General features: G+C 33.7%; 20 protein-coding genes. 10 read left to right on the top strand and 10 right to left on the bottom strand.

Annotated elements, in window-relative coordinates:
* Positions 1 to 97 precede the first annotated feature (97 nt).
* The gene (locus ACKI3D_RS05360) at positions 98 to 1,189 is read left to right on the top strand and encodes a formate--phosphoribosylaminoimidazolecarboxamide ligase (protein ID WP_407392712.1); all 1,092 of its coding nucleotides are present in this window, start codon (positions 98 to 100) and stop codon (positions 1,187 to 1,189) included.
* A 66-nt stretch (positions 1,190 to 1,255) separates the two neighbouring features.
* On the opposite strand, the gene ACKI3D_RS05355 is transcribed toward ACKI3D_RS05360, so the two are convergent.
* The 3 genes from ACKI3D_RS05355 to ACKI3D_RS05345 all read right to left on the bottom strand — a co-directional run bounded on the left by ACKI3D_RS05355 (position 1,256) and on the right by ACKI3D_RS05345 (position 4,732).
* Positions 1,256 to 1,660, bottom strand: a complete 405-nt coding sequence (locus tag ACKI3D_RS05355) for a hypothetical protein (protein WP_407392711.1) — start codon at positions 1,658 to 1,660, stop codon at positions 1,256 to 1,258.
* A 17-nt stretch (positions 1,661 to 1,677) separates the two neighbouring features.
* Complete coding sequence (locus ACKI3D_RS05350) at positions 1,678 to 2,046, bottom strand: DUF5518 domain-containing protein (RefSeq protein ID WP_407392710.1); 369 nt, start codon at positions 2,044 to 2,046, stop codon at positions 1,678 to 1,680.
* Between the two features lie 88 nt (positions 2,047 to 2,134).
* On the bottom strand, positions 2,135 to 4,732 hold the full coding sequence (locus ACKI3D_RS05345; RefSeq protein ID WP_407392720.1) for an ATP-dependent helicase: 2,598 nt from the start codon (positions 4,730 to 4,732) through the stop codon (positions 2,135 to 2,137).
* Positions 4,733 to 4,991: 259 nt separating this feature from the next.
* Here ACKI3D_RS05345 and ACKI3D_RS05340 point away from each other — a divergent pair, with 259 nt between their 5' ends.
* Together ACKI3D_RS05340 and ACKI3D_RS05335 are read left to right on the top strand one after the other, a co-directional pair.
* Positions 4,992 to 5,762, top strand: a complete 771-nt coding sequence (locus ACKI3D_RS05340) for an SDR family NAD(P)-dependent oxidoreductase (protein WP_407392709.1) — start codon at positions 4,992 to 4,994, stop codon at positions 5,760 to 5,762.
* 86 nt (positions 5,763 to 5,848) lie between these two features.
* Positions 5,849 to 6,694 (top strand): HEAT repeat domain-containing protein, encoded by an 846-nt coding sequence (locus ACKI3D_RS05335; protein ID WP_407392708.1) that lies wholly within the window; start codon positions 5,849 to 5,851, stop codon positions 6,692 to 6,694.
* Here the strand turns inward: ACKI3D_RS05335 and ACKI3D_RS05330 are convergent, their stop codons facing one another.
* Both ACKI3D_RS05330 and ACKI3D_RS05325 read right to left on the bottom strand, forming a co-directional pair.
* Positions 6,695 to 7,522: a carbon-nitrogen hydrolase family protein gene (locus tag ACKI3D_RS05330; protein WP_407392707.1), complete on the bottom strand. Its 828-nt coding sequence runs from the start codon at positions 7,520 to 7,522 to the stop codon at positions 6,695 to 6,697.
* 47 nt (positions 7,523 to 7,569) lie between these two features.
* Positions 7,570 to 8,265, bottom strand: coding sequence for a zinc ribbon domain-containing protein (locus ACKI3D_RS05325; RefSeq protein ID WP_407392706.1), 696 nt, complete (start codon positions 8,263 to 8,265; stop codon positions 7,570 to 7,572).
* A 70-nt stretch (positions 8,266 to 8,335) separates the two neighbouring features.
* Here ACKI3D_RS05325 and ACKI3D_RS05320 point away from each other — a divergent pair, with 70 nt between their 5' ends.
* Positions 8,336 to 8,815, top strand: a complete 480-nt coding sequence (locus ACKI3D_RS05320) for a hypothetical protein (RefSeq protein ID WP_407392705.1) — start codon at positions 8,336 to 8,338, stop codon at positions 8,813 to 8,815.
* Here the strand turns inward: ACKI3D_RS05320 and nucS are convergent.
* Positions 8,812 to 9,594 carry an endonuclease NucS gene (nucS, locus tag ACKI3D_RS05315; RefSeq protein ID WP_407392704.1) on the bottom strand — a complete coding sequence of 261 codons (783 nt, stop codon included), beginning with the start codon at positions 9,592 to 9,594 and terminating at the stop codon, positions 8,812 to 8,814. The two genes, ACKI3D_RS05320 and nucS, sit on opposite strands and share 4 nt — an antisense overlap.
* 111 nt (positions 9,595 to 9,705) lie before the next feature.
* On the opposite strand from nucS, the gene ACKI3D_RS05310 reads away from it, so the two are divergent.
* The 3 genes from ACKI3D_RS05310 to ACKI3D_RS05300 all read left to right on the top strand — a co-directional run bounded on the left by ACKI3D_RS05310 (position 9,706) and on the right by ACKI3D_RS05300 (position 11,965).
* Positions 9,706 to 10,656: an alpha/beta fold hydrolase gene (locus ACKI3D_RS05310; RefSeq protein ID WP_407392703.1), complete on the top strand. Its 951-nt coding sequence runs from the start codon at positions 9,706 to 9,708 to the stop codon at positions 10,654 to 10,656.
* Positions 10,646 to 10,921: a DUF5750 family protein gene (locus tag ACKI3D_RS05305; RefSeq protein WP_407392702.1), complete on the top strand. Its 276-nt coding sequence runs from the start codon at positions 10,646 to 10,648 to the stop codon at positions 10,919 to 10,921. Before ACKI3D_RS05310 ends, ACKI3D_RS05305 begins: the two co-directional genes overlap by 11 nt.
* Positions 10,922 to 10,987: 66 nt before the next feature.
* The gene (locus tag ACKI3D_RS05300) at positions 10,988 to 11,965 is read left to right on the top strand and encodes a hypothetical protein (protein ID WP_407392701.1); all 978 of its coding nucleotides are present in this window, start codon (positions 10,988 to 10,990) and stop codon (positions 11,963 to 11,965) included.
* Between the two features lie 22 nt (positions 11,966 to 11,987).
* Here the strand turns inward: ACKI3D_RS05300 and nadA are convergent, their stop codons facing one another.
* From nadA to rnz, 3 genes are read right to left on the bottom strand one after another with little or no spacing between them, the layout of a single operon-like run.
* The gene (nadA, locus tag ACKI3D_RS05295) at positions 11,988 to 12,905 is read right to left on the bottom strand and encodes a quinolinate synthase NadA (RefSeq protein ID WP_407392700.1); all 918 of its coding nucleotides are present in this window, start codon (positions 12,903 to 12,905) and stop codon (positions 11,988 to 11,990) included.
* The gene (locus tag ACKI3D_RS05290; protein WP_407392699.1) at positions 12,902 to 13,651 is read right to left on the bottom strand and encodes a mechanosensitive ion channel family protein; all 750 of its coding nucleotides are present in this window, start codon (positions 13,649 to 13,651) and stop codon (positions 12,902 to 12,904) included. The genes nadA and ACKI3D_RS05290 overlap by 4 nt, the downstream gene beginning before the upstream one ends.
* Positions 13,652 to 13,655: 4 nt before the next feature.
* The gene (rnz, locus tag ACKI3D_RS05285; protein ID WP_407392698.1) at positions 13,656 to 14,558 is read right to left on the bottom strand and encodes a ribonuclease Z; all 903 of its coding nucleotides are present in this window, start codon (positions 14,556 to 14,558) and stop codon (positions 13,656 to 13,658) included.
* 70 nt (positions 14,559 to 14,628) lie between these two features.
* On the opposite strand from rnz, the gene nadC reads away from it, so the two are divergent.
* The gene (gene nadC, locus ACKI3D_RS05280; protein ID WP_407392697.1) at positions 14,629 to 15,453 is read left to right on the top strand and encodes a carboxylating nicotinate-nucleotide diphosphorylase; all 825 of its coding nucleotides are present in this window, start codon (positions 14,629 to 14,631) and stop codon (positions 15,451 to 15,453) included.
* 3 nt (positions 15,454 to 15,456) lie between these two features.
* On the opposite strand, the gene ACKI3D_RS05275 is transcribed toward nadC, so the two are convergent.
* On the bottom strand, positions 15,457 to 16,977 hold the full coding sequence (locus ACKI3D_RS05275; protein WP_407392696.1) for a DEAD/DEAH box helicase: 1,521 nt from the start codon (positions 16,975 to 16,977) through the stop codon (positions 15,457 to 15,459).
* 207 nt (positions 16,978 to 17,184) lie between these two features.
* Here ACKI3D_RS05275 and carA point away from each other — a divergent pair, with 207 nt between their 5' ends.
* Positions 17,185 to 18,267 carry a glutamine-hydrolyzing carbamoyl-phosphate synthase small subunit gene (gene carA / locus ACKI3D_RS05270; protein ID WP_407392695.1) on the top strand — a complete coding sequence of 361 codons (1,083 nt, stop codon included), beginning with the start codon at positions 17,185 to 17,187 and terminating at the stop codon, positions 18,265 to 18,267.
* 11 nt (positions 18,268 to 18,278) lie between these two features.
* Complete coding sequence (gene carB / locus ACKI3D_RS05265) at positions 18,279 to 21,455, top strand: carbamoyl-phosphate synthase large subunit (RefSeq protein ID WP_407392694.1); 3,177 nt, start codon at positions 18,279 to 18,281, stop codon at positions 21,453 to 21,455.
* The last annotated feature ends 17 nt before the right edge of the window (positions 21,456 to 21,472 follow it).

Raw genomic sequence — 21,472 nt, 5'->3', positions numbered from 1 at the left:
TTTTACCTTTTTAATTATATTTCTTCATTCAAATAAAAACTATTATAAATTCGGAAAAATATATATAATATCATCATTCTTTTTAGGAGAAGATAAAATGGGAGAAGTTAAAAAGGAAGACATTTTAGATATTTTGGCTACATATGACAAAAGTGAAATTACAATAGCCACTCTCGGAAGCCACACTTCTTTACACATCTTACAAGGTGCTAAAGAAGAAGGATTTAGAACCGCTATAGTATGTCAAAAAGGAAGGGAAATTCCATATCAACGTTTTGGAGTTGCTGATGAATATATCATCGTTGATGAATTTAAAGACATTGTCAATGAGGATGTCCAACAAAAACTTAGGGATATGAATGCTATAGTTGTTCCTCACGGTTCTTTTGTTGCATATGCTGGATTAGATAATGTAGAAGACAAATTCAATGTACCAATGTTTGGAAACAGAGATGTTCTTAGATGGGAAGCTGAAAGAGACAAGGAAAGAGCATTACTTGTTGAAGGGGACGTAAGAATACCATTCAAATATAATGATCCTTCTGAAATTGACAGACCGGTAATGGTCAAGTTCCCAGGAGCAAGAGGTGGAAGAGGTTACTTTGTTGCTTCATCTACTGAAGAATTTGATGCAAAAATTGACGCTATGAAAGCTCGTGGATGGTTAGATGACAGTGATGTAGAAGCAGCTCACATTGAAGAATATGTTTCAGGTTGTAATTATTGTATACACTATTTCTACTCCGCACTTGATGATAAAGTTGAATTAATGGGTATGGACACAAGATACGAATCAAGTATTGATGGTTTTGTAAGAATGCCTGCAAAAGATCAATTAGACATCGATTTAAGTCCATCTTATGTAGTTACTGGTAACCACCCAGCTGTAATTCGTGAATCTTTACTCCCACAAGTATTTGACATTGCTGATAAATTAACTGAAAGTGCTAAAAAATTAGTTGCTCCAGGATTGAACGGACCATTCTGTATGCAAACTTTAGTAAATGATAATTTAGAAGTAATCTGTTTTGAAATCAGTGCTAGAACTGATGGTGGTACTAACACATTCATGGACGGTTCTCCTTACTCCTACTTAACTTATGGTAAACCTATGAGTATGGGTAGAAGAATTGCTCTTGAAATAAAAAGAGGAATTGAAAGAGACGAATTAGAAAAAATAATAACATAAGTTTGTTATTATTTTTCATATTTTTATTTTTTTAAATTTCTTTAAAACCAGTTTAATGCTTTTTTGTTATTTTGCTTTTTTCTTTTTGGTTTTACCTATATTTTGCTTTTTTTCGTATTCTTCCAGTGCTTTCACACGGCTTTGTTTAGTCCATGCACCAACGAATCCGACAAATGCTCCAACGGCGAGTATTAAAACGGTCAATGCCATTATTCCATTTTCAGTTAGGAAAAAGCCATCAAATTGCCCCATATATCCTTGGAATGTTAAGATTATGATAGGTGTGGCAGCTAATGCTCCGAGTATTGTTCCCATTTTAAGGTTATTCTGGCCGTATCCTGCATATAAGAGGCCTATTGCTGAAAATGGATAAAACCAATCCCAATAATTATATCCAAATATTATAAATGCGGCAGCTATTGCTGCTCCAAATATCAAAGCTTTAATATTTATTTCCGGTAAGTTTGCCATATCATATCTCCAAAAATTCATTTTTTAGAAGCTATTGCGCCTCCAACAGCTCCTGTAATTCCCATGACGATTGCATAATAAATTAGATCTCCTATAATTACAGTTATGCTTGTGATTCCAGAGAATGTAAATCCAGTCAATCCTCCGAAAATGCCCATTACGCTTCCGCCTAGGGTTGCAACCAATACAAATAATATTGCGCTTATTATAGTTCCTAATGCTCCTGCAAGAGCGGCATTCCATAATCCTCCAAGCGCTCCTTCATGGGCTATATAACCTGTAATGAATCCAACAATCAATAATCCAATAAATTCATATTGTGCAAAAAATGATTTAACTATTACAGCTAATATGAAACCTGTAATTACTGCACTCCATTTAGTCATAGTATCACCGTAATATAATTATGTAATTTAATTAATAAATGTATTTATTTTTTCCCTTTTGATTTTCAATATCTTTTGATGTTGATGCCTAATAAATGTCGTTTAGTTTATCTTTAATCTGGTCAAGAATTGCCAAATGCATTCTTTTTGTAAATTCGCCTTTATCATTTTGATTCAACACGTCCAGATATCCTTGTGAAACTAAATTGAAAGCAAAAGGACTAGGAATAACTGTATTTATTGTTTTTATTTCCATTTCTCCAGAATCAATCATGTTAATTATCTTTAAAGCATTTTTTATATCCATATAATCTTCTAATGCTTCCCTTCTGGCTTCTTTTAGGATTGAAAAGTCATCGTCCATATCCTGCACGAATTTCAAAAGTATTTTGCCTCTGACTTGCTGACGGCCAGCAGATTTTGATTCGCCTTTGTATCTTCTAAGAGTCATAAGTGACCTTCCGGCGCAATGTCTGAATCTGGAAGCCAATGTTTCGGTTTTATTAAGGGAATTTGTCAAGATTCTTTCAAAATTTTCAGGATTTAATTGTTTGAATGATTCCAAACCTCCAATTTTTCCATCTGAACTTAAATAAAATCCGTTATCCGAAATGGATAGGGTCACATTCATGTTATATTGTTTGGCGGCAATGTATGCAACGGCTCTTGATAGCGCATCATTAACTTTTCTTCCGAATAAGGAATGGAATATTACAAAACGCCTTCCGCCATATCCTTTATAATATTCAATCAGCAACAGGCGATTTGATGGAATTTTGGCATATTTGTATTGTTCAATGAAGTATTCATAAATTGAATTTGCCGCAAAGTCATCGACATATAGGTAGCTGTGTATGAATTCCATTATCTCCTCTTTGCTTCTTCTGTATTCGAATTTGGTTTCCATGTGGGATCTAAACTTCTGGATATCCATTGCAAGGTCAAAGGATAATGGCAATTGTTGTGAAAACCAGGAAGGGATTGTAGGAGGGCCACTTGAAGGAGTTACATTTATTGTCATTCCTTTTCCATAATTGAATCTGTAGGTTCTGCCTCCCAAAACAAATGTGTCTCCTTTTTTTAATCTTTCCATAAATGATTCTTCAATCTTTCCAACGGTTTCACCATCACATTTAACCAGCACTCCGGAGGAGTCAGGTATGGTTCCGATGTTTGTTGAATATAACATTCTAGCTAGTTTTCCACGTTTGCCGAAGGTATTTTTCTTGTAATCAATCCAAATTTTAGCATACACATATCTCTCTTCAAGTTCAGGATATTCTCCTGCCATATAGCTTAAAACGTCTTCGTAATCATCTCTTGAGAGGTCTTTATAACAATAACTCTTCCGTATAACGTCATAAGCATAATCAATGTCCCATGGATTTTCAATACTCATTCCATAGATGTGCTGTGCAAGAACGTCTAGACAGTTTGTTGGAATGCTGATTTTATCTATTTTACCTTCTTTTGCATTCTTAAGTAAAACTGAACATTCAACTAAATCGTCACGATTGGTTACAATGATTCTGCCTTTTGACTTTTCATGTAACTTGTGTCCGCTTCGCCCAATTCTCTGAAGTGCTCTTGCAACAGATTTTGGAGAGTTTATGAGCACTACCAAATCAATGTATCCGATATCAATTCCAAGTTCCAGGGAAGTTGATGAAACAACAGCTTTCAATTTACCTTCCTTAAGCTTATTTTCGGTTTCAAGGCGCACTTCCTTTGAAAGCGATGAATGGTGGGCCATTATATTAGAATCATTGTAGTTGTGAGGATACATCTTTTTTAAATTGTAAACAAAACGTTCCGTACCGCTTCGGGTATTTGTAAATATTAATGTTGTCTTGTTTTCCTGAATCAAATCGTCCAATAGGTCATACATTCCTAAACGTGTGTCTTCTTCATCTGCAAGAACGATATCGCTTACTGGACACATCACTTCCATATCAAGTTCCTTCAGGTAATCAATATTGACGATTTTGCAGCTCCGGCCAACGCCATATTCATAGCCCACCAGGAATTTTGCCATTTCTTCCAGGGGACTGACTGTTGCTGAAAGCCCTATCCTTGTAAATTGCCCAAGCAAGTGTTGTAAACGTTCAAGGGATAAAGTTAAATGAACTCCTCTCTTATTTTCAGCTAATGAATGTATTTCATCAACAATAACGTATTTGACTCCACTTAGTTTTTCCCTAAATTTTGGAGCTACAAGTAAAATTGATAATGTTTCTGGAGTTGTAATTAATATGTGCGGAGGCTTTTTAAGCATTTTCTGTCTTTGATATTGTGTTGTGTCTCCTGTCCTAACTGCTTTTCTGATTCCCAATTCACGGCCAGCAATCTTTTCTATGCCATCTAAAGGTTCATCTAGATTCTTTTCTATATCATTATCAAGCGCTTTCAGAGGTGAAATATATATGCAATAGACTTTGTCTTCCAGCATATCCTTTTCAGCTAATGTGGTTAATTCGCTGATTACTGATAAGAATGCTGTCAATGTCTTTCCGGAACCTGTTGGTGATGAAATTAGGATGTTGTTCTTTTTATGGATGTCAATGATTGATCTTTTCTGAGCAGGAGTAAAATCACTGAATTGTGAGTCAAACCATCGCCTAACCCACGGATGTAAGATTTGATAAATCTGTTTTTTTGAATAACTTTTAGTTTGCTCTTCAATCATTTTAACGTCCTTAATCATTTATTTATAATTCTAGTTAAATCTTCTTATCTATTATAATTTTTGCACAATCCTGCTGTTTCATGGCTTCCTAAAATTTTTAGAGTTTTTTTTTAATCAAGTTCATTTGAATAATTTCTATTTTAAATTTCAATTCATTAAATTTTGTTTGGCATTTTACGAATTTGATAAAATAAAAATTATTAAATAGTTAAAATGTTATAATTATTATCATAGGCTCATGCCTAAGGTGGTATTAAATATGAAAAACTATTTTGATATAAAAGACAAAGTTGCGGTTGTTACTGGAGCTTCTTCCGGTCTTGGTTGGCAAATTGCTCAAGCATACGCAAGCCAAGGTGCTATATTAGCATTAGTTGCAAGAAGAGAAGAAAGGTTATTAGAAAACGTTGCTGAAATCGAAAAAGAATTCGGAACTGAAGTAATGTATGCTGTATGTGATGTTGGAGACTACGACAGTATCACTGCTGCTGTTGCAAAAGTTATGGATGCTTACGGAAGAATTGACATCTTAGTAAACGCAGCTGGTATGGGTAACAACAAAATGGTCACTGATCAATCCAACGAAGAATGGGAAAGACACATCCACATCGACTTAAGCGGTGTATACTACATGTGTAAAGCTGTTGGAGAAATCATGATCGAACAGGAATATGGTAAAATCATTAACATTGGTTCAATCCACTCAAGAGTAATCTTCCCTGGTGGAGGTATCAGCGCATACTCCTCAGCTAAAGGTGGAGTAATGAACTTAACCAAAAACTTAGCTGTTGAATGGGCTAAATACAACATTACCGTTAATGCAATCGGTCCTGCAGTATTTGAAACTGAATTAACTGTTGACTCTATTGAATTACCTGGATTCATGGACCTCATTGCAGCTTACTGTCCAGCAGGCCGTTTAGGTAAACCTGGTGAATTAGACGGTATTGCAATTTACTTAGCATCTGATGCATCCAGTTTCTGTACCGGTCAATTAATCTGTATTGACGGTGGATGGACTGCAATTTAAATAAGAGATTTTTTCTCTTATTCTTTTTTTATTTTTTCTTTATAATTTCTTAAAAGATTATATATTTTTAAAATCTAATTATTAACATGTCAAATTTAAGTTTTGAAGAAGCTATTAACAGCTTATCAGATGATGATGTTAAAGTTAGAAAAGAAGCTATAGAATCATTAGTTGGAATCACTGATGAAGAAGCTATTGAACCGTTAATTAAAGCTACCACTGATGATAATGCACAAGTCAGATTTAAAGCAGCTGAAATTTTAGGTAGTATGGGTGATGTAGCTGTTGATAAATTAATCGAAGAATTTAAAAATGCAGAAGGCAAAGATAAAAGATTTTTGGCTTTTGCACTCAAAGAGACTGAAGATAAAAAAGTAATTCCTTATTTTGTTGATGCAACTGAAGATGATGATTTTGGTGTTAGAAAAGTTGCTGTACGTGCTTTAGGTGAGCTTCAAGCAGAAGAGGAACTAGGTGCAATTGCAAAATGCCTTGAAGATGAAGATTGGGGTGTTAAACTTGCAGCTATTCAAGCGCTAGGGGACTTGGGATCTGATGAAGCTATCAAATTAATCAAAGATGCCAGAAAATCAGAAGATGATAAGGACTTTAAGAAATCCTGCAATAAAGCTATCAAAAAAGCTGAAAAAAGAAAAAAAGCTAAAGCGTCTGGTGAGGCAATTGTAAAAGTTATTCCAATGAGCACCATTAAAGAGATGGAAAAAACTAATCCTCAAAAAGCCATTAAAGAATATGAACGTTATGTTGAAGCAAAACAGGCTAAAGATGCGCCATATAAGAGATTATGTGTTTTGTACAGAAAAGCTAATGACAAAGACAATGAAGTTAGAGTAATCGAAACAGCTTGTGAAGTTTTTGCAGGCACTAAAAAAGCAGATTACTTTGAAAAAAGATTAGATAAATTACAATAATTATTTTTCAACAACTTCATAGAGGTCTTCCCTTTTATTTTTTAAAAGTGGAAGCTCTTCTCTTATTTTTTTTATTTCACTTAAATCAATTTCGGAAATAATCAATTCTTCTTTTGCGCTTGCTTGCCTGAGTACTTCACCCCATGGACTTGCAATAATTGAATGGCCATAGCTATGATAACTTGCATCTTCATTAAGTGCAGGAGCAACGCCAACACAATAACACTGATTATCTAGGGCTCTTGATCTAAATAACAACTCCCAATGGGTGGGTCCAGTGGTCATGTTAAATGCACCTGGATAGAATAATACTAAAGCACCCTTTTCAACCATAATCCTTGCAAGTTCTGGAAAACGAATATCGTAACAGATTCCAATGCCTATTTTACCGAATTCTGTATCGGCTATTGTAAATTCATTGCCTGCAGTCAGAACATCGGATTCCTTAAATGTAATTTTATCTTTAACATCAATATCGAAAAGATGCATTTTTCTGTGTTTGGCCATTATGTTTCCAGTTTTATCAAATAGATAGCTTGTATTATAAAGATTGTCCCCATCTTTTTCAGGAATGGACCCTGCAAGAATGTAGACATTGTTTTTCAAAGCCAATGAGGATATTTTATTTAACGTATAGCTATCATTTTCATCTTCCTGGTATTCTATGAATTTATCATTGGAATACGGGCAGTTGAACATTTCCGGAAGCACAATAAAATCAGCATTCTGTTTAACGCTTTCGGTTATCATTGAAGTGGCTTTTTTTAAATTTTCCTTTTTATTGTCAACAACATTCATTTGACATAAAGCAAGCTTGATTTTTGTCATTTTAAACACTTAAATAAAAATAGAAAAAAGTATGAATTTAATCATACTTAAGCAATATCTGCAGAATTTAACATGTTGTTAATTTCATCAGAGGTAACGGAATCATATGAGTCTCCAGTTATTTTAAAGACATATAATTCGCCATTATTTATCATTGTGACAAATCTTGTGTAATCACCGCTTTCACTTTCTAAAATGACATTTGATGAATCCACACCGTCTAATGTAATTGATTCAAGTAAATCTACATAATTGCCAGTTTCTTGAGCATAACTAATTCTGTTTTGATTAATTTCTTTTAATGAAGAATCACTAGCTACACTATAATACTCTACAATAGTATTATTGCTTTTGAAGAATTTTGCATCTTCATGTTCTGAATCAGTCAAATTCATTTCTTCCCATCCGCTAGGATATTTAAATGAAAAATCGCCAGCAGCATATTCAGCTAAATCACTTGAGAGCATTGCTGGGGAATTAGTGTTATTGCTTGATCCAGTAAGAAATATTCCACAAATTACGATTAATGTTATGAGTACTATAATTCCAATAAGGAGTTTCTTTTCTTTAATAATTTCTAGAGTACTTTGTTCATTGGAATTCTTTTTAGCTTTTGGGGTTTGTTGGAATATATCTTCTCTTTTTGAAGGAACTATTTTTGTTTTTGGAAATCTATATCCACAATTTCCACACATTGGCGCTCCATCATAACTAGGATTTCCACATTCAGGACATTTTTTCACGTTCAAACCTCCATTGAAATTTACATTTATTACTTATATTATAAAAATATATTTAAATATGTGTGATAGAATGGATGGCAATGAAATGATTAATATTGATGACATGAATTATGCAATTTATAAGATTGGCGAATGGGAAAATAACTATGAAATCAACCAAGTAGGGTTATCTCGTGAAATTCCAGTTACAAAACATACTATAACCCATGTTAAATTGTCTATGGAAGAAATTAGGAAATCTGAATTCGATGTTTCAGACAAAAAAGTAAATGGGTTCATAGCTATTGCAATGCAATTGAATCCAAATATCCAAGACATGGAAATCGATGATATGATTGAACTTGAAGAAAAAGAATATCAATCTATTCTTGAAGAGTTGGACGCTTTAGAACTCTTGGGTGATGATGAATCTATTCCTCTTGAGGGGGAGGAGTATCTTATTTATAAATTAGAAAAAGAGCATCATTTAACCAAATCCACTCCAGCTAATGAGTTTACAAAACAATACTCAATTGAGGAATTAAGAAGAATAACTGATGCATTAAGCTAAAATGCATCTAAAGTTACTTTTTTATCCCTTTTTAACTCTCGAGGGGGTTCTACAGAGACAAATTCAATTCCCTCCTCATCAAGTAGCTCTTGGGCATCATCCATTATTGACGGTGCAACAAGTATTCCTCTAATTATTTTCTTTTCAGCTTTACATTCTCTTAGATAATCGTTATCAGTATTTTCTAAATCTAGGAGATATCTTTTAAGTTGTTTAACTGCAGTAACTCCGGCTTTACGGGCTTTTAATTCCAATACCATTAGATTATTGTCTTTGTCCTTTCCTAAAATATCAATGAATCCATGTTCAACGCTGTATTCTCTAGTGGTAGGGTAAAAGCCTTCTTCAATAATGTGTGGTTTTTCCATAATCATATCGCTCATATCTTTCTCATAACCTGCTTGTTCAAGTTCTTCAAAGTCCTCGACATTAGCGTAGCTGATAAATTGAATATGCCTTATCTCAACAGTCAATAGCTCCTTTGGGGTTCTTCTATGACTTTCTAAAAATAGATTTTCATTTTTGATATAAGCTCTTGTTCTTGATTTAGGAGGTTGCCAATTCACCGGTTCGACCTTTTTTTCCTGATGAATTAAAAAAGCTCCATCAGGTTTTATCATTATAATACGTTCTCCCCAGTTTAATTCGCTTAAAGCACGGCCTTCATAATTAACTTTACAACATGCAAACATTATTATTGTCGCTTTTTTACGAAGCGCATCATAAACTAAATCATATGCATCTTCAGGGTTAGGTTTTTCTAAAATTTTATATTTCATTACAATAACATTGTTGAGTTTAATTTAAATATTTTGTTTTTAAGAAATTTAATTGGAGGGATTTAAATTTACGATGACGAATATTTGGAAAGTCAAAAAAAGTATTTTACAATGGATTCTTTTGAATTTGAAAACGGTGAAGTTTTAAATGATGTTAAAGTTGAGTATATGACTTTTGGAACTCCAAAATATGATGATAAGGGAGTTTTAAATAATGCTATTCTGTATGCTCACGGTTCCTTAGGCAATTATTCATCCATGAAAAAGATTTTCCCGTTGTCCTGTAAAAGTGATCCTTTTGATAAAGAAAAATATTTTTTCATTTCCATATCTTCATTGGGCTCACCAGGCTCATGTTCCCCATCAGCAACCGACTTAAAAAATAGATTCCCCAAATATTCTCTTGTTGATGTAGTCAATTTTCAAAAACAATTTTTAAAGGAAAAATTTGGAATTGAGCATGTTTTAGGATTAATAGGCAATTCCATGGGAGGCTTTGTCGGATTAACACTGGCTATTGAATATCCAGATTTTTGTGATTTCATCATTTGTGGAGTAAGCACTTTTAAGGTTGCAGGCCATGATTTTATTTTATCAAAGTTTGTCGATGAGATAATAACCTCTGATCCCGATTATGCCAAGGGCGAACTAACTTATTCTTTAATCAGAACTTTAAGAATCGCCTGTTTGGCGGAATTTAATTTCGGTCTTTCAAAGGAAGCCTTGAGAGATATGTCCAATATTGAACTGGCTTCTGAATTTGAAAACTTTGGAAATGAAAGCATAGAAACGGATATTTATGATTTAAAGTACTGCAATGCAGCTTGCATGAATTATGATGTTGAGGATGATTTGGATAAAATCAAATCTAAAGTGTTAATCATTGCATGTAAACAAGATCCTCATTTCCCACCTGAATTGGATGCAATTCCAATGTCTAAAATGATTAAAGATTCTGAATTGATTATAATGGATTCTGAATTGGGTCACCTATGTTTCAATGATTTGGAAAGCATTAAAAATGAATTAAATGAGTTCATGGAGGAATTTGATGATTGTTAATATTGTTGATTATGGGCAAAGTGGGGAGAAAAACTTTGTAACTTATGAAGTATTAGGCCTGTTGCCGGAACAATTGAATTATCTTCATGACAACTTGGATGAGGAAACATCATTAGAAGATAACCATTTAAGGTTAACTATGCATTTTTCTCCAGATTTATATCCTTTCCAAAGTGATGTTGCAAAAATTAGGATAGATGATTTCATAGCTCGTGAAGAACTAGAAATGAATGTGTTTCTGTCCAGCTTTTTAGAAGATATGTAATGATTATATTACACTCATTAAGGTTTATATAGGGTAATAGAAAAATTATAAAATGTTGGTGTTATTATGAATCCCCATGTTGAATCTAGCAATTATGTTATGGACTCTTTTGAATTTGAATCTGGAAGGGTTTTAGAGAATGTTAATGTCGAGTATGGAACTAGTGGGATTCCTAAATATGATGATAATGGCAATATTGTCAATGCTATTGTTTTTTGTCCAACTCTCAAAGGAGGGCATTCCGTTTTAGACAAATATCATGAATTTATTAAAAAATTCAACTTTAATAAAAACGATTATTTATTCATTAGAATTACTTCACTTGGAACACCGGATTCTTGTTCTCCGTCTTCTACCGGTTTAAGATATAATTTTCCATCATATTCTTTTAGGGATAGAGTTAATTTTAAAAGGCAATTTTTAGCTGAAAAATTCAATATCAAAGAAATCTTCGGAATTATCGGTGAGGGTACAGGAGGATTTGAAGTCTATACTTGGGCTTGCGAATATCCTGAGGAAATGGAGTTTATAGTCATTCTAAATTCTTCATTTAAGGCATATGGATATCATTATGTTTTGGTTAAATGTGCAGAAGCAATAATTGATTCATCAGATGATTTTTACACTGATGAATATAGCGTTTCTTTATCTAAACTGGTCGTAGCCATTACAAGATTATTATTCGCAGGTTATTTTTCAAGAGGCATTCTTGAAGAATTATCCAATGATGAAATTGATGTTTTAATGGAGGATTATGTTGATGAAGGATTGTTCATGGATATTCATGACTTTAAATCACGTAATGATTGTATTTTAGAATATGATGTTCTTGATAAATTATCCGATATTAAAGCAAAAGCATTAATTTTAGGTTTGGAAGATTATTTATTTATCAATGCAGAAAAAGATATTCTCAATCTAAAGGATGTTATTAAAAATTCAACTGTCGCAGTATTTAAAGAAAAAGAAAGCTTTTATGATGAAAATAATTATACTGAGATTCTTTCAGAAATAGTTTCATTTTTAGATGATTTAAAAAAATAAAATGGGTAGCTAGTTAAACTAGCTATTTTGATACATCAAGCATGTGTTGAACGGCTTTTCTAGATTTGTCCGCAACTTCTTTTGGCAGAACAACTTCCGGAGCTTCATTAACAAGTGAGTCTCTTATTTTTTCTAAAGTGTGCAATTTCATTGTTTTACAAATTGCCCCTTCCAGTAATGGATATAACTTTTTGCCCGGAACTTCAGAGTTGATTCTTGTAATCATGTCAATTTCTGTTCCAATCACGAATTCCTCTTTATCACTTTCAGCGATATGTCTTAGCATTCCTCCAGTTGACATTACAACATCACATGCATTTTGAACTTTCATATCACATTCTGGGTGGCAGATTATCTCTGCATTCGGATATTGTTCTCTTTTAAGTTCAACATCTTCCACATGGAATAGCCTGTGAACGTAACAATGGCCGTCTTTTGGAACCGGTATAATTTCTTTATCGATTTTTTCTGCCACGTGATTTCCCAAGTTTTTATCAGGTCCAAACAAGATTTTATCATGAGGCAAGCTTTCTGCAACTTTAACCGCATTTGCTGAAGTACATAAAGTGTCTGCATGCTGTTTTGCTTCAGCAATACTGTTTACATAAAGAATTACTCCTGCATCAGGGTGCTCTTTTTTAGCTTCTATGAGAACCTCTTCAGGCAGCATATGTGCCATTGGGCATTCGGCTTCTAATGTTGGAATGACGATTTTTTTATCTGGATTTAGAATGAATGCAGTTTCGGCCATAAAGTCTACACCACAAAAGATTACTAAATCTTTATCATCAATCTCTGAAGCTTTTATACATAATTCTAGCGAATCTCCAAGAAAATCAGCAATTTCCTGTACCTCTTTTGGTTGGTAGTTGTGTGCAAGAATTATCGCATTTTTTTCTTCTTTCAATTTCAAAATTTCATCTTGAAGAGCTTTGTTCATTTTTCCTCACCCATTTCTATAAAATTTCTTATATCATTACTGACTATTATTTTATATCTATCTTTATCGTTATAATCTTTTACCCAAAAGGATACCTTAACACGGCTTTCATTGAATATTATTTCTTTTGCAAAAATTTTGGGATTTGGATTTTCCGCAATATCACCGTAACTTTCCATTTTTTCAATAATATATCTTTCAAATTCATTAATGTCAACATTTAAAGGCAATCCTGCTGTTATGTCCACCCTATACTTTTCAGGAGGTTTAAATTGTAAATAAATGTTATTTGTTAGGACAGAATTGGGAATTACATTCCTTACGCCTAAATCATCAATAACAATGGTTGATCTAAGGGATATTCTCTCGACAAAACCCTTTTTACCATCTATTTCAATTGTATCTCCCACTTTAATACTTTTACCCATTATCAGGATAATTCCTGAAAAGAGGTTGGATATGATGTCTTTGGCAGCAAAACTCACTGCAATACCTACAATTCCTAAGCTTAATAGTGTTCCGGCAAGATTTATTCCAAAGAATTGTAGAATTATCATAAATGCAATAAAATAAATTATATAATTGATTATATCTCGAATAAGATAAATCGCAGTCATGTCTTTTTTGAATCTTTGCATTTTATTCATTGAGTAGGCTACAAGTCTTGTTATAATGGATGCGATTATTATTATCACTAAAGTATAAAGTAAAATCTTTGCAGGGTCAGCAATTGTTGGAATGTTCATCGTATCACCGCAATTTTATTTCCATCAAATCTTCAGCCAGTTCAGTATTTTCAAATACTTCTTTAGCTTCCTTTAACATTATTTTAGCATATTCTTCGCCATATCGAGTGCTGATGTGGGTTAGAATCAGTTGTTTGGAATTGGATTCCTTAGCAATCATGGCTGCATCTTGTGATGTTGAGTGAAAATGTTCTTCTGCATTATTATAATCTTCTTTTGTAAATGTTGATTCGTGAATAAGAAGGGTGCTGTCCTTTGCAAGCATAATCATTTCTTCACAAGGTTTTGAATCGCCGGAATATGTAATTTTAATGCCTTTCCTCGGCTCTCCAAGTACCTGTTCAGGTTTAATTATCTTCCCATCCACTTCAACCTCTTCGCCGTTGTGCAATTTTCCAAATTTAGGTCCTACCGGAACTCCAAGTTCAATTGCTTTTTCACGTAGGAATCTTGGTTTTTTCTTCTCTTCAATGGAGTAAGCCAAATTAGGAACATTATGTTTGACGAGTTGAGCTTTGACTATGTATTCTTCAGTTTCAATCACTGTTCCACTATCAATTTCAACAAAATCAATTGGAAACTCAATTGCACAGTATCCTAAGCTATAAATGGCACTTTCAAGCCTATCCAGTCCTCTTGGACCATATATTGTTAATTTTTCTTCCCGTCCAAGCAGGCTTAATGATTGTAGCAATCCCGGAAGGCCTAAAATATGATCTCCATGGTAATGTGAAATGAATATTTTGTCAATTTTCATAGGACTTACATTTGTATATATTAATTGCCTTTGAGTGCCTTCCCCACAATCAAATAAAAAAACTTCTCCAAATGCTTTAAGTGCAATTGAAGGATGATTCCTGTCTTTTGAATGGACCGCTGAAGATGTTCCTAAAAATGTTATTTCCAATTTAATCACTTATTTTTATATTATAATAACTGTATATATTAATAATAATTATTAAATTTTAGGTGATTTTTTGGATAAAATTATTGAATATATGCTGGCAGAAGATGAAGGATTTGGAGACATCACTTCCAATGCTGTTATTGAAAAGGGCAGTGAAGTAAAGGCATATATTATTTCAAAAGATGAAGGTATTCTAGCAGGCAGCGACATTATTCGTGAAGTATTTGAAGAGTATGGTGTTAAAGTTACATTCTGGTTAATGGATGGGACTAAAATTAATAAGAATGATTTGATAATGTCAATGAAAGGGGATGCAAGGACAATTCTGCTACTTGAAAGGACAGTACTCAATTTATCTATGCGAATGAGTGGTGTGGCTAGTGCTGCAGATTATTATGCCAGTTTAGTTAAGGATTATGATGTCAAAATTGCCGGGACACGCAAAACTTCCCCCGCTATTGCTAAATTTGACAAATATGCTTTAAAAGTGGGGGGTGTTGATACTCACCGTTTCAGTTTAGATGATATGGTTTTAATTAAGGATAATCATATTGCCGTATGTGGAACTCCACTAGAAGCATTATTAAAGGCAAAAGAGAACACTAGCTTTTCTAAAAAAATCGAAATTGAAGTAGAAACATTAGATGATGCTATTGAATGCGTAAAGAATAAAGCGGATATTGTAATGCTTGACAATATGTCCGGTGAGGAAGTTAAAGAGGTCATTGATGAGCTTAAAAAACTTGATATTCGTCAGAACTCTTTAATTGAAGTTTCTGGAGGAATTACTGAAGACAATATACTGGATTATGTTGAATATGGTGTTGATATCATCTCTATTGGTGCATTAACACATTCTTCTAGAAGTTTAAACTTTAGTTTGAAAATTGAATAATTATCATAATCTCAATGATAATTTTTCTTTCAATTCTTCATTGCTCATTTCTGTAATGAATGTTTCATCACTACTAATGGCTTTTTCAGCCAAATCTAATTTATTTTTGCTCATTTCATCAATTACTTCTTCAAGAGTTCCTTTTGTGATAAACCTATATACCATCACATCACTTTTTTGTCCAATTCTGTGTACGCGGTCTGTGGCCTGGTTTTCAATGGCAGGATTCCACCACAAATCATAATGGATTACATTTTGAGCGGCTGTCAGGTTTAATCCAACCCCTCCGGTTTTAAGGGTTGCAACTAGAATTTTATGGTCTTCATCCTCTTGGAAGGTTGTAATCACTTCATCCCGTTTTTGCTGTGTCAGTGAACCATGTAAAAATAGCACGTCAGTTTTTAACTTTTTGGAAACTAACTTTTGTATGATTTCGCCCATTTGGGCATATTGGGTGAATATTATGACTTTTTCATCGACATCCAGAATATTTTCCAGAATTGTAATCAACAGTTCCATTTTTCCGGATTCTGAAATTTTAGGGTTGTCTGAGCGCAGATATTGTGCAGGGTGATTGCAAGCTTGTTTTAAACCGGTTATTATATTTAAAATGATTCCTCTACGTTCAATGCCGGTTTTTCCTTCCAAATCCTCAAAAATTCCCTCCATTATTGCATTGTATAGTAATATCTGCTTTTTGGTTAGGCTGCAGTAAATGTCATTAACGATTTTGTCCGGAAGCTCGTCCTTAATGTTGTCATCAGTCTTAAGACGCCTTAGGACAAATGGTTTTGTTATTGTTTTAAATTTTTCCAATGTCTTTGTCTCTTCAAGTCTTTCAATTCTCATGACGTAATTTGCTTTAAAGCTATCAAGGCTTGATAGATATCCTTTATTTACAAAATCAAATATTGACCAGTAGTCCGTTAACTTGTTTTCAATCGGAGTACCGGTTAATGCAATTTTATTCAATGCAGGAACACTTTTAATAGCTTTTGTTTGCTGAGTATTAGGATTTTTAATGTTTTGTGCCTCATCAATAACACATATAAACCATTCTTTATCCATAAACATGTCTAAATCAAGCCGAATTACTCCGTAAGATGTTAATATGATGTCGTAGTCTTCAAATGGAAATGTTCTATTGGATCCATGATATATGTAATAGGTTAATTCTGGAGTGAATTTTTTAATTTCATTTTCCCAATTGGAAATTAATGTAGGTGGCACAATTATTAGTGAGGGTTCATTATCTAGGGGATTTTGCTCTTTAAAATGAAGAATTGTGCTTAAAACCTGGACTGTTTTACCAAGACCCATATCATCGGCCAATATGCACCCAAAATTGTATTTTATATTTTGAACAAGCCAGGAATAACCTATTTTCTGGTAGGGTCTTAATTCTCCCTTTAGAGATTTTGGAACTTCATAGGCTTTTGTTTCACTGACTAGCTTTTTGAACTTTGCGAAATCCCTAGGGTTTTTGAATTGCTGTTTGATTAGTTTTAAAGAATTTTTATCCATATTTCTTCTCTTGAAATTTATATCTGAATATATTTTTAATCATGATTTTAATTAAATTTTTTTCAAGATTTTAAAAAATTTCTATTTGAATTGTGTATCATTTTTCTAAAAAATGCACTGAAATTGACTAAAAAACAAACATTAATAAAATATTAAAATAAAATATAATAAAGATAGTAAATTTTTATATTTTATGATGGTGATTTAATGGTGAAAATAGCTAAATTAGCTTTGGAAGATGGAACTATTTTAAAAGGTGAAGCTTTCGGTTATGAAACCACCAAATTGGGAGAACTTGTTTTTTCCACAGGTATGGGGGGCTACACTGAATCTTTAACTGATCTGTCTTTTAGAGGAGAAATTTTAATGTCCACTTATCCTTTAGAAGGAAATCATGGGGTAAGTGAGGAGTGGTACCAATCTGATAAGGTTCAGGTTGAAGGTTTTGTTTGTCGTGAAGTTTGTCGTGAAGTGTCTAACTTCGGACCTCAAAAAACTTTAGATGAGTTTTTAAAAGAATTTGAAACTCCGGGAATTTGTGGAATTGACACTCGTGATTTAACACTTAAAATCCGTGAAAGAGGTTCACTTAAAGCAGCGATTACTACTGAGGATATTGATGATGAAAAATTGATTGAGATGGCACGCGAACAACCAAGCATTGAAGAGAGAGATGTTGTTCCATTAGTATCCACTAAAGAAATTAAGATGTTTAATGAAGATGCCGATAAGAAAGTTGCTTTAATCGATTGTGGTGTTAAAAGGAATATTATTAATTCATTTTTAGAAAGGGACATTGGTGTAATTTTATTCCCTTATGATACTGATTATAAAACCATTTTGGACTATTCTCCTAATGGTTTAATGATTACATCCGGGCCTGGAAATCCGGATAGGGTAACTGAGACCATTGAAACTATGAAAAAATTATCCAACAGATTACCGATTTTCGGTATTTGTATGGGTCAGCAGTTAATAGCTAAATCTTTTGGAGCAAAGTCATATAAAATGAAATTCGGCCACCGTGGTGAAAATCAACCGGTTAAGGACTTAGAAACCGGCAAAGTATTTATTACTTCACAAAACCATGGTTTTACCATTGATAAGGAATCATTAAATGAAACTGATTTGGTTTTAACCCAAATCAACTTAAATGATGGAACTCCAGAAGGTATTTCACATAAAGAATTACCATTGCATTGTATACAGTACCACCCTGAAGCAGGTCCTGGTCCAAATGATACAAGAAGCATTTTTGATGAATTTAACCAAATGATGGAAGATTATTAAGGGGATTTAATATGCCAGTTGATAAAGATATTAAAAAAGTTTTAATTATTGGTTCCGGACCTATTCAAATCGGACAGGCTGCAGAGTTCGATTATTCCGGTTCCCAAGCATGTAAATCACTGAGAGAGGAAGGTATTGAAACAGTGCTTGTTAACAGTAATCCAGCTACAATTCAAACAGATTTAGGAATGGCAGACACTGTTTACACTGAACCATTAACTCCAGAAGTTGTTGCTAAAATCATAAAAGAAGAAAAAGTTGATGCTATTTTACCAACCATGGGTGGACAAACCGGATTAAATATTGCAACAGGTCTTGGAGACTTAGGATTATTGGAAGGAATTAAGGTCATTGGTTCTGATGTTCAGACAATTAAAGATGTAGAAGACCGTGATTTGTTTGCTAATCTTATGGAAGAGATTGGTGAAGAAATTCCTAAATGTCAAGCTGTTGAAAGTGTAGAAGATGCGCTTAAAGCTGTTGAAGACATTGGCTATCCGGTTATTGTAAGGCCGGCATTCACATTAGGTGGAACTGGTGGGGGAATAGCCCATAATGAAGAGGAATTAATCGAAATTGCAAATCATGGATTAGACATGAGTTTCATCAATCAGGTTCTTATTGACGAATCAGTTTTAGGATGGAAGGAAATAGAATTTGAGGTAATGAGAGATAAGGAAGACACTTGTATTATTGTATGTACCATGGAAAACATAGATCCAATGGGTATCCACACCGGAGACAGTGTTGTAGTTGCACCTATTCAATGTTTATGTGATGAAACCATTCAGAAGATGCGTGACGCATCAATTAAAATTATAAGGGCATTAGGAATTAGAGGTGGATGTAATATTCAATTTGCACTCAACCCTGAGACTGATGAATATAAAGTCATTGAAGTAAACCCTCGTGTATCAAGAAGTAGTGCTCTTGCATCAAAAGCAACAGGTTATCCTATTGCTAAGATTTCCTCAAAGGTCGCATTAGGTTTAACTTTGGATGAAATTAAAAATGATATTACAAAAGAAACCCCTGCTTCCTTTGAACCTGCTATTGATTATGTTGTAATCAAAATCCCTAGATGGCCATTTGACAAATTTAAAGGAGTCAGCCGTGAAGTCGGAGTCCAGATGAAAGCGACTGGTGAAGTAATGGCTATTGGAAGAACCTTTGAAGAAGCATTCCAAAAAGCATTAAGATCACTTGACATGGGCTTTGACGGGTTTGAATATGTCGAATGGACTAAAGAAGACTTGGCAAAACCTACAGATATAATCTATTTCCAAATCTATTCAGCCATTAAGGATGGAATGGATATTGATGAAATAGGAAAAATCACTAAAATTGATAATTTCTTCTTATACAAAATCAGAAACATCGTTAACTTTGAAAATGAAGTTACCGCCGACAAATTAAATGATGAAGCATATCTCAGAAAAGCAAAACAGCTTGGTTTCTCTAATAAAAGATTAGCAGATTTGTCCGGCCAAACTGAAGAGTATATAAGAAACTTGCTTTCAAGATACAATATCAAACAATCCTATAAAATGGTAGATACCTGTGCTGCAGAGTTTGAAGCTAAAACTCCATATTACTACAGCAGTTATGATGTTGGAAATGAATTGGTATCAACCACTAAAAGAAAAGTTGTAATTCTTGGTGCGGGACCTATTAGAATAGGTCAAGGTATCGAGTTTGATTACTGTTGTGTACATTCCTCTCTTGCATTAAAAGAAGACGGAATTGAAACAATATTAATCAACAACAACCCAGAAACCGTAAGTACCGATTATGACATTTCTGATAAGTTATTCTTCGAACCAATTACTTTTGAAGACGTAATGGGGGTAATTGACCAAGAAAAACCTGATGGAGTAATTGTGCAGTTCGGTGGACAAACTTCAATTAACTTGGCAGTTCCATTGGCGAATGCAGGTGTCAAAATCCTAGGAACTCCTTATGAAAGCATTGACAGAGTTGAAGACAGAGAATTGTTTGCTGAACTTTTAGAAAAATTACACATTCACCAAGCTCCATATGGAACAGCTAATTCCTTTGAAGAAGCGAAAGAAATTGCAGATAGAATCACATTCCCTGTTCTTGTACGTCCATCATACGTTATTGGTGGAAGGGCAATGGAAATTGTTTATGATATGAATGAGCTTGAAGAGTATATGAAAGAGGCAGTAAAAGTTTCACCAGACCATCCAATTTTAGTAGACAAATTCCTGGAAGATGCTATCGAGCTTGATGTAGATATTTTATGCGATGGAGAAGATGTATTTATTGCAGGAATCATGGAACACATCGAAGAAGCAGGTGTTCACTCTGGAGATTCCGCATGTGTAATACCTCCTCAAACTATTCCTGAACATATCTTAGACACCATTCGTGAAAACTCTACCAAATTGGCATTAGAATTGGATGTAAAAGGTTTAATGAATATCCAATATGCTGTGAAACTTGATGAGGAAATGGTTTACATCATTGAAGCTAACCCTCGTGCAAGTAGAACTGTTCCGTTTGTAAGTAAAGCTATTGGAGTGCCACTAGCTAAAGTTGCAACTTGGATTATGGAAGGTGCTAAACTAAAAGACTTTGGATTAACCAAAGAAATTAAAATCGAGCATGTTGCAGTAAAAGAATCAGTATTCCCATTCTTAAAACTTCCGGAATCAGATACAGTTCTTGGTCCTGAAATGAAATCCACTGGTGAAAGTATAGGTATTGATGAAAGTTATGGAATGGCATTTTACAAGTCCCAGCTTTCAGCAGGAATGGAATTGCCTAAAAAAGGTAAGATATTCATCAGTGTTAAAGAATCCGATAAGAAAAAAATCAGGCCTATTGCAGAAAAAGCAGCTAATTTAGGATTTGACATTGTGGCTACTGATGGAACCGGTGATGCTACTGGTTTAGATTCAGTTGAAAAAATCTTAAAAGTATCACAAGGGTCTCCTAACATCAGAGATGCTATTCTAAACAATGAAATTGATTTAATTATTAATACTTCTGAAGGTAAACAATCTGCAAAAGATGGTTATATCATTAGACGTTTAGCTATTGAACTTGGTATTCCTTATGTTACCACATTAGCTGGAGCAAGAGCAGTTTTAAATGGTATTCAAGCTGTTCAAAATAATGAAATCAATGTAAAATCTTTAAATAAATATGTTGATGGAGAATAATTTTTCTCTATCCTTTT

This window comes from Methanobrevibacter sp. (genome assembly GCF_045586545.1).
GTDB lineage: Archaea > Methanobacteriota > Methanobacteria > Methanobacteriales > Methanobacteriaceae > Methanocatella.
Note: the sequence above shows the minus strand (reverse complement) of the source record. Positions and strands in the feature narration are given on the sequence as shown.